The sequence below is a fragment of the Trichocoleus sp. AS-A1 genome (assembly GCF_039962015.1).
In the GTDB taxonomy this organism is placed as follows: Bacteria; Cyanobacteriota; Cyanobacteriia; order Cyanobacteriales; family FACHB-T130; genus FACHB-T130.
In genome coordinates this window covers 47,019-53,812 of record NZ_JAMPKG010000036.1, presented here as the reverse complement: position 1 = coordinate 53,812, position 6,794 = coordinate 47,019, and the positions used below count along the sequence as shown (strand labels likewise).

The 6,794-nt window shown below is 41.9% G+C and carries 6 protein-coding genes; 1 reads left to right on the top strand and 5 read right to left on the bottom strand.

Annotated features, from left to right (window positions below):
• Positions 1 to 909: 909 nt before the first annotated feature.
• Complete coding sequence (locus NC994_RS22370) at positions 910 to 1,614, top strand: DUF547 domain-containing protein (RefSeq protein ID WP_190441448.1); 705 nt, start codon at positions 910 to 912, stop codon at positions 1,612 to 1,614.
• Positions 1,615 to 1,791: 177 nt separating this feature from the next.
• On the opposite strand, the gene NC994_RS22365 is transcribed toward NC994_RS22370, so the two are convergent.
• From NC994_RS22365 to NC994_RS22345, 5 genes are all read right to left on the bottom strand, one after another.
• Positions 1,792 to 2,547, bottom strand: coding sequence for a TIGR04283 family arsenosugar biosynthesis glycosyltransferase (locus tag NC994_RS22365; protein ID WP_190441446.1), 756 nt, complete (start codon positions 2,545 to 2,547; stop codon positions 1,792 to 1,794).
• An 80-nt stretch (positions 2,548 to 2,627) separates the two neighbouring features.
• Entirely contained in the window at positions 2,628 to 3,521 is an 894-nt protein-coding gene (locus tag NC994_RS22360) for a M48 family metalloprotease (RefSeq protein WP_190441458.1), read from the bottom strand.
• A 220-nt stretch (positions 3,522 to 3,741) separates the two neighbouring features.
• On the bottom strand, positions 3,742 to 4,866 hold the full coding sequence (locus tag NC994_RS22355) for a nucleotidyltransferase family protein (protein ID WP_206753547.1): 1,125 nt from the start codon (positions 4,864 to 4,866) through the stop codon (positions 3,742 to 3,744).
• A gap of 45 nt (positions 4,867 to 4,911) precedes the next feature.
• A complete protein-coding gene (locus NC994_RS22350; RefSeq protein WP_190441455.1) occupies positions 4,912 to 5,826 on the bottom strand; it encodes an SMP-30/gluconolactonase/LRE family protein in 915 nt (304 codons plus the stop codon).
• Positions 5,827 to 5,902: 76 nt separating this feature from the next.
• Positions 5,903 to 6,793 carry an SDR family oxidoreductase gene (locus tag NC994_RS22345; RefSeq protein ID WP_190441440.1) on the bottom strand — a complete coding sequence of 297 codons (891 nt, stop codon included), beginning with the start codon at positions 6,791 to 6,793 and terminating at the stop codon, positions 5,903 to 5,905.
• Between the last annotated feature and the right edge of the window lies 1 nt (position 6,794).

The following is a 6,794-nucleotide window of genomic DNA, read 5'->3' as shown; positions in this document are numbered from 1 at the left end:
GTAGTTCTTTTGGTTCACTCTAGGTAGAAGAAAAATAATATAGCCGTTCTCACGTATATACGGTAAAGTTTTGCTCTTTCTTTAAAATCAGAGAGAGGCTTTCAAATTAGCCCGCTTCTCGATTCCAGGAACTCTATTGGAAGTTAGGGCTTGAGTGTGCTTCACTCAAGCGAGAAGCACTATAAGGTTTTTTTGTCCCTTGCAGCAGAGCAAATTTTGAACCCCTTACAAGGAGATACTTTTACTGTTCGATAGCTTAACCCATGTTTTTATCAGTTTTTTATCGCTTAAATAATTGTTAATAATAAAACTTATTGTTTGGCTATGATTTCTATTTTTATAGATTAATTACCAAAAATAAAGGATTGAACACTTAAGCGATTGTTAAACATCAAACCAAGAAAGGTTTTTTTAAAATTTAAATAAGTCAAAGACAATGTTTATTATGCAGTTATAATCCGAGTAATAGCTATATAGATAAAAGCCTCCGATGTTTCGAGTATTCTTTGATAATCGCCAGATAAACACACGTTAGATTGCGCTTAATATGCGCTAGTCATTCGCGTGCGCGTGGTGTTAATGTTTGCAATTTCAGCTTCCGCTTTGTGAGCTTTTTTCCAACTAACCCTACCTTTCAAAACATCCTCTAAAAGAAGAGGAAAGGTTAGTTGTTCTTCCTTCACTTATAGGGAACCACACATCTTGCATCAGTCGCAATACCTCCAGAGATAAAAATCTCTGGCTAATAGCCAAATTCCTTTTGCATAGGAGTCTCATACTGACTAGATAAAGATTTCAGTCCATTAAAAAAAACTTTGGATATAAGCTGTAGAAATTTATTTCTTGGCGGGTTTTGGGAGTAACTCTAATATGGGGTTAGATTTGTCCGCTCGGAGAAAGTATTGAGCCATGATCGACTTTACAGTTTGGGATGAGCTACTGCGCCGATACGTCGATCTAGAAGGTCGCGTCGATTATCATGCTTGGTCTTCAGAGCGATCGCAAGCGCTTTCACAATGGCTGAATTCCTTGCAGGAAGTAGATTTGGGGGATTATCCCAACCTAGATGAACGGTTAGCGCTGTGGCTGAATTTATATAATGCGATCGCGCTCAATCAAGTTCTAGAACGCTATCCCATCCCCTCCATCCGACCGAAGATTTTAGGAATTCCCAACTGGCTTGCCTTCCTGTTGTTCTTCATCCGTCCCGTCTATTCCTTTGCAGGTAAACGCTACAGCCTCAACCAAATCGAACATGGCATCCTCCGCCGCGAATTTGACGAACCCCTCATCCACTTCGCCCTTGTTTGTGCATCCATCGGTTGTCCGTTGTTGCGAAACGGTGCATACTTTCCGGAATCGGTGCGGACTCAGTTAGAGGATGACGCCAGCCGTTTTATCAATAATCCCGATAAAGTTCGCTACGATTTCCAAACGGGAACGCTTTACTGTAGCAAAATTTTCAAGTGGTACAAGAGCGATTTACTGAAAGTCGCACCTTCAATTCCTGAATACATCCGCTTGTATTTAAAAACCGACGTGCCTCTTGACGCTTCAACGCCGATTTCCTATCTCTATTACGACTGGAATCTGAATGAAAAAAAGAGTTATTAGTTGTTAGTTGAGCGACAGCAGATGCACTTTGATATCAAATTCAGTAATTACCCACTCCCCGGAACCCCACCCCGCCAACGCCTGCGGCTCTGGCTCCCCTCCCCGCTTGCGGGGAGGGGTTGGGGGTGGGGTTCTTTTACTATGGGAAATTAAACAGATTCTATAACTAATAACGAATTAGCGAATTTCCTCATAAAACTTTTTCAAGTAAGTTGCTTCAACTCCAATACCCCAAAGAAAGCCGATGTAGAGATATATCGCGGTAGCCTTCAGCGAACCCCATTTTGCCACACGGCGATCGCTACTCTGCACAACTCGGTTTACTTGACGAATCCGACCTCGTTGCACCAGCTTCAGGCACAAATCCGCTTCCTCCATAATTGGCAATGCTGGATCGAAACCGCCACATTTCCAGAAATCGGCGCGACGACAAAACATCACCTGATCGCCAAATAACAATCGCAACCCCTGAAAAAACAAACGAGGTCGGAAAAGCAGCGGCGCGTAGTAAGTTTTCAGGTAATTATGCAGCGAAACTCCCCAGCGTGTCGTCTGGGAACCTGTCATCAGAGAAATAAACCCGCCGCCAGCAACGGCTGGGTCGGCTAAAGTTTGCTCAACCACTGCCACAAAGTCATCTGGAACCGAAGTATCTGCGTGCAGAAAGCACAAGATATCCCCCGTCGCCGCCTCTGCGCCTCGGTTCATCTGCACCGAACGCCCGCGAACATCACAACAGAGGACGCGAGCTTGAGATAACGGTGCGATCGCTTGTAAGATATGCTGGGCGATCGCAACTGTCTCATCGTCACTTCCCCCATCTACCACCAGCACTTCCCAAGCTGGAGGATCTAGCAAATTCAACTGGCGCAGCGTGCGTTCCAAGCACGTCGCCTCATTCAGCGTGGGAATAATAATCGAAACGCGAGACATCTCCGGTTTAGCATCCTCATTCAATAAAAAACCGGCGTTACCACCGGCTAAAATCAAGCATCACCAGCACTGCTTGCACATTATGCGATCGCTGGAGTCATTTGCTTTTGTTGCTTTTGTTGCTGAGCCAATTCTACGAGACGACGAATCCGATCCTCAGTCGGGGGATGGGTACGGAAAAGAGATTGCAACCCTTTTGTCGAGATAGGATTGACAATCAGTAGCGGCGACATCGTGGGATTGCCGTTCATCGGAATCTGATGACCCATTGCCTCAAGCTTCTCCAACGCACTGGCAAGCGCCAAAGGATTCCCCGTGATTTCAGCCGAACCCAAGTCAGCAGAATACTCCCTGGTGCGGGAAATCGCAAACTGGATTAGCGCCGCAGTAATAGGAGCCAAAACGATTAGAAACAAGGCACCCAAAGCGTTTCCACCTCTGCGGTCATCGCGGGTGACAGGGCCGTAGAGCGCTCCCAAAGTGAGAATCCGTCCGACAAAAGTAATCGCTCCAGCGATGGTGCCTACAACTGCCTGAGTTAAAGTGTCGCGGTTTTTGACGTGGGTAAGTTCGTGAGCCAAAACACCTTCAAGTTCTTCGCGGGAGAGTAATTCTATAATCCCTTGAGTCACTGCCACAGAAGCATGATCCGGATCTCGTCCGGTTGCAAAAGCATTGGGGGATTTGGTTGGCACTAAAAACAGTTTCGGCATGGGAATCCCCGCCTTTTGGCTTAAAGAAGCTACCATATCGTAGAGTTCTGGAGCCTCCTGACGCTCTAGCGGTTGGGCGCGATACGCCATCAAAGCCGCTTGGTCAGAATAGTACCAGGAGCTAAAACTACTGAATGCAGCAAAAGCCAGACCTAAATATAGCCCCTGCTCGTTGCCGACCAGATAATAGCCACCCAGAACCAGAAGACCGCTGAGGAGTCCCAGCAATGCTGCTGTCTTGATTTGATTTTCAATCATGATTATTAGAAAGCAGTTGTTGAGAATTTTCTTTATTTGTTCTTAAGTTCTCAGATTCTGGAGTGTCTAGGCTCTATCTCATGTATGAAACTTGCCTCTTCCGGCTGGTAGGGAAATGTGTAAAGGGCTTTAGGAGACGCTTATAGTTATCTGCTAGTGCATTGATGGCGATCGCTTCCAACCCTGGTTTTCTTCATCTCTTTTCAGGTGAAAGCGATCGCGATTACCAAACGAGCCTTTTTATACCCCGAATCATTGCTTGCAATGGAACTTCCCATAAATGTTCTAAACCCCAGATATATTGTAGATATCTGGGAAAACCTAAAAATTCTAATTTAGAATTATCCGTATTTACTGCTCTTGAATATTGTATATATCTCATTATCAAACCCTCGGAAAATGATTTTCTTTTTCTACTCGTGAGCTGATATTCGCTGCACTCAAATTTAGAAACGGGTATACTCTGTACTTCTTGTAAAATCGACAGAGGGATTGGGGAATATAGGATTTTATGTAATTTTGTCAGTATATTTTGTATGGGCAAAATTAAGCGATATTTTTGTGCCAGAGTTACCAGTCGGTTCCAATCAATTTCTGCTTGGTATGAGTTGAGAAGTATTGCGGCATCAGCTAGCCGACTAATTGGAAAAACAAAATTACTCATTCCTCCATATACACAAACGTACAATAGCTGATCGGTAGGATTTAAAACATAAGTTGATAAGTCATCCAGCTTGGTTAATATCGCACTATCCAAAAAATATTTTTCAGCATCTTCTTGAAAACCATCTGCGAACAGATGCCAGCGAAGATTAAACTGTTGTTTTAATTCATTCTCAAATCCTAGATTATGAGAGAAAGGCGTAATTTTAACTGGTATTTTTCCTTTAGCTCTCCAGCCAATTTTTTGTAACGAACTTATGGCTGCTAAAGCATCTGCTGGATGAACTAAAAGATCAAAATTATGTATCATTCGGGAGCCATAATCTTTGTAATAATGTATATTCAAAGCTGCATCCTTGAGCAGCATTGTTGTGATACCATCATTCTGAAAACAACTGATAATAGCTGCGATTTGTTGCAACAAAACTTGGGTTTCACACCATGTGCGTCGGTAAACTCCCTTCAGTCTTGCCATATGCAGATCCGTCACGCCATGTGCGGATAAGTTGCGATAAAGTAAAGGCAGCAATCGATAGGATTCTACATCGAGATTCTCAATATTGGCAGATGCTTTCCATTGATTCCAAGAATCAATTGCCTCTTCTCCCTGCAACAGTGCTGCCCGCAAAAGCAATTTTTGCTCGGAATTAAGCCAGTCACAGCTATCCTTATTATATAGATTCATTTTACGCATCTTTTGTAATTGAAAATTTTAAACGATGGTAATCAATTAAGGCACTTTGATGCCTGGAACATTTACTCGAATTTTGTAAACAGAAGTGCCAGCAGTAATATAAAGACTTTGCAAATCATCATCTCCCCAAGCACAATTCGCTGGCACCTCCGGAGTCACAATTGTTCCCAAATGATTCCCTTCTGGATCGAAAACCCACACGCCTCCTGCACCTGTGCAGTACAGATGTCCTTGCACATCTACTTTCATCCCATCGGGTAAACCAGGTTTCTTACCATTCATCTTGTAAAAAATGCGGCTGTTAGCAAGTTTACCGTCAGCTTGAACGTCGAACACGCGAATATGACGGCGTTCAGAATCGTCGATATAAAGCTTTTTTTCATCCGGTGAAAATGCTAGTCCATTAGGTTTATCAAAATCATCGGCTACGACTATAATTTCTTTGCCATCAGGCGAGAGGCGGTAAACCCCCTGGATTGGTTGTTCCTGCTGTTCGGGTTTGATGCCATAAGGCGGATCTGTGAAGTAGATAGAACCGTCACTTTTCACGACAATATCATTAGGACTATTCAGTTTATTACCTTGAAATTTATCAGCTAAGACGGTAATCGAACCATCTTTTTCGGTGCGGGTGACGCGGCGCGTTCCGTGTTCACAAGCAATGAGTCGTCCTTGCTTATCTCTAGTCAAACCATTGGAATTATGGCTAGTCTCTCTAAAGACTGTTACGTCACTACTGGGAGTCAGTTTAAAGATTTTGTTAGCTGGAATATCACTAAAGAGGAGATACTTTTCTTCAGCAAACCAAATGGGTCCTTCAGTAAATTTAAATCCGGTTGCCACCCGTTCGAGCTTTACTTTTTCAGGGAAAATAGTTTTAAAATATTGAGATTTTGCATTTAGACAACCAGAAGCTAATAGAGTTTTTATCCATTTCTCTATCAAAAACATTTTTCTTTTATTTTGACTGAATATACTTATGAAAAATCCAAATCCAAGTAAGAAAATAAAAAATAATATGGTTCTTCTACTGAGATGGATGTTGGCTAACACGATAATTATATAATGATAGTCCTGCATCAATCTTTAACACTGTTCCCGTAGTAAATTTAGAAAAATAGTCTGAGGCTAAATAAACAGCCGCTCGACCAATATAACGAGGACTTATTGAACTTTGATGCAGCGGCGTATATTTATGAGGGAGGGGAATTCCCTGGTCATCTTCCGCTACCCAACCGGGAGCTATTCCGTTCACTCTGATCCCATAGGCTGCTAAGTCGATAGCCAATTCTTCTATAATCATTTTTAAGGCAGCTTTTGAAGAACTATAACTAAGCCAACGTACAAGTGTCTCTTGGTGTAAAGAAGTAATAAATATAATAGTTCCCTGAATTTGCTTATCTATCATCATGATTGAGATCAGCTTCGTTAGATACATGGGACCGAAAACATTTGTATTAAAAGTTTTATGCCATTCATCTAAATTTAGATTTTTTATGCCTATTGTTTCAAATTGAATACCTGCATTGTTAATCAGTATATCAATAGTAATATTGCTCTGCACAAAAAAAGTTTTTAAAGCATCTACATCTTCATTGTTTGTAATATCTGAAATAAAACTTTTAACTTGAACTGAATAGCTAGTTAATTCTTGTTCTAATTTTTCACATCTTTCCCGATCAATTTCAGTGAAAAAAACATTTGCACCTTGTTTAGCCATCTCTAGGGCAATGCTTCTGCCAATATTTTTACCAGCCCCAGTTATCAAAACATTTTTCCCTGCTAACAGTTGATTATCTATTACCCTAGAAGGCTCTACTTCTTGAAGCTGAATAATTGGCTTTGGAGGGATAGATAGAGATGGATTAATGAAGGATTTTAAGGCGGCTTTTAAACGAATTTTAAAATTGATTTTCATG

What these genes read in the sequence shown, in the direction of transcription:
- NC994_RS22345 (WP_190441440.1), bottom strand. Translation starts at nt 6,793, where the DNA reads ATGAAAATCAATTTTAAAATTCGTTTAAAAGCCGCCTTAAAATCCTTC.
- NC994_RS22370 (WP_190441448.1), top strand. Translation starts at nt 910, where the DNA reads ATGATCGACTTTACAGTTTGGGATGAGCTACTGCGCCGATACGTCGAT.
- NC994_RS22365 (WP_190441446.1), bottom strand. Translation starts at nt 2,547, where the DNA reads ATGTCTCGCGTTTCGATTATTATTCCCACGCTGAATGAGGCGACGTGC.
- NC994_RS22350 (WP_190441455.1), bottom strand. Translation starts at nt 5,826, where the DNA reads ATGTTTTTGATAGAGAAATGGATAAAAACTCTATTAGCTTCTGGTTGT.
- NC994_RS22355 (WP_206753547.1), bottom strand. Translation starts at nt 4,866, where the DNA reads ATGAATCTATATAATAAGGATAGCTGTGACTGGCTTAATTCCGAGCAA.